Below are 1,942 nucleotides of genomic sequence, written 5' to 3'. Positions count from 1 at the left end.
GAACGAAGGCCGTTCTCGCGTCAGGCACTCAGCCGAAAGCGCCAGCAAGTTCGAGGCCATGTTCGACCACAGGCGATAAACGCCAAGCTAAGGGCTTGCAGAGAATCAACATGCTGATTTGATCTCCGCAGGACAGTTGTTCGCGAGGAACGCCGTGATGTCAGTGGGCGTGCTGAACCTGGCTGTCGAGGGCGGAATCGTGTAGCCGTGTTCGGCCAGGAGGGGCTGAACTTGGTGGACGGCCCTGGTGAGGGTGCTGCCGTTGACGCCGAAGAGCTGGGCGAGCAGGTCTCGGGTGCCGATTTTGCGCAGGTAGAGCACGGTGGCCAGGACTCTGTCGGAGGTGGTCAGCTTGTCCTTGGCCCCTGCACCGCGAGCACGGATACGCTCGCCTCCCCGTTGCTGGAGCCGTCCTTGCTCACGTAACTCGTCCAGGTCAATGGCCAGTTGGTTGGTGAGTTCGTCCAGCGCCGGTTCGGGCATGCCGGTCAGCTCCGGGTCGCGCAGACCCCTTGTGCAGGGCTGCGGGGACGGGCCGCCGACCGGCCGTGGGTCCCGGGTTGCGCTGGTGGTGACGCGAGGTTGGGGATGGAGGGTGTAGTTCCAGTCGCCATGGAAGCGGTGGCGGTGCATGGGCAGGGCCTCGATGTCGCTGTCGGTGACCTTGATGCCGGTGTCGTAGGTGCCCAGGTCGAGTTCGGCGTGGACTTTCAGCCCGGTGCGGGTGGTGGTCGCGGCGATGCTGTTGACGATGACGTCGTGGCTGATGAGCGGGCGGCCGCGCCAGTTCATGGAGATGTGGGAGAACAGCCGGTGTTCGATCTTGTTCCACTTCGATGTGCCCGGCGGCATGTGGCAGACCGTGATGTCCAGGCTCATCTCGGCGGCCAGGGCTTTGAGCTCGGCCTTCCAGGCGCGGGTGCGGTAGCCGTTTGATCCGCCCGCGTCCGCGGTGATCAGCAGACGGGTGGCATCCGGATAGTCGTGCCGGCCCCTGGCCTGCCACCAGCGGCGGATGGAGGCGACAGCGAATGCGGCGGTGTCGTGGTCAGTGCCGACGCTGACCCACCCGGTGTTCGCGGCGATGTCGTAGATCCCGTACGGGATCGCCTTGCCCGGTCCCTGCCGGTCGAGGAAGTCGTGCGTGTTGGCCACTACCGGCTCACCGGCCGGCCGCCACTGGAGGCCCGCGTTCTTGTAGTCACCGACGAGTTCCTTTTTCTTCGTGTCCACGCTGATCACCGGCTGACCAGCATCTATGTGCTGTCCGGCCTGCTTGTTGATGTAGCGGAACTGGGCGTCACGGTCGGGGTGCTGCCTGCCCTCGATGGTCTTGGCGCCGGCCTGCAGGCTGAATCCTTCCTCGCGCAGCAGGTCTCCGACCGTGTCGGCGATCACCCGGTGCCCCTGACGGGTGAGCTCGGCTGCGAGGCTTCCGGTCGACTTCACCGTCCAGCGCAGCGGCGACATCGGATCGCCTCGCTCGTCAGGCTCCACCAGTGCCAGCAGCGCGGACCGAAGACCCGGATCAAGGTCCACGGCCTTCTTCCGACCACCACCGGGCCTGCGGACCCGGTTCATTGGCTCCTCGCCGGCCTCCAACTCGTCCACGCCCTTGCGGACCGTCGTCTCGCTGACCTGGGCAGCCCGCGCGACCGCCCGGATGCCGCCGTGACCCAGAATCCGGGCATCAGCCCCCATCATCAGCCGTCGCTGCCGCTCGTCCAGATGCGGAAACAACACCTCAAACTTCACCGCGAGTTGGTGACAGATCGACTCGGAGATGCCCATATCACACCAACGAGCCGGATCAGGGGAAGTAACAGGTTGATTCTCTGCAAGCCCTTAGCTTGGAGTTTATGCAGCTTTGCTGCTTGTGATGACTGCCGCGAGGTTCGGTCTGTCCTGTTTTCCGACGGGGTGCTCGCGTGCACGGTGCTTG

General features: G+C 65.0%; 1 protein-coding gene. It reads right to left on the bottom strand.

Translation table 11 applies throughout. The features are described from left to right. Nucleotides 1–105: 105 nt before the first annotated feature. Entirely contained in the window at nucleotides 106–1,791 is a 1,686-nt protein-coding gene (locus ACFTZC_RS41905) for an ISAzo13 family transposase (RefSeq protein WP_382899359.1), read from the bottom strand. Between the last annotated feature and the right edge of the window lie 151 nt (nucleotides 1,792–1,942).

It is taken from the genome of Streptomyces sp. NPDC056987 (assembly GCF_042673865.1).
Classification (GTDB): Bacteria; Actinomycetota; Actinomycetes; order Streptomycetales; family Streptomycetaceae; genus Streptomyces.
The sequence above is the reverse complement of the archived record's forward strand: the minus strand, read 5'-3'. Positions and strand labels throughout refer to the sequence as shown.

Bases quoted from the DNA above. Each gene is read 5' to 3' on its own strand.
- ACFTZC_RS41905 (WP_382899359.1), bottom strand. From the start codon at position 1,791: ATGGGCATCTCCGAGTCGATCTGTCACCAACTCGCGGTGAAGTTTGAG.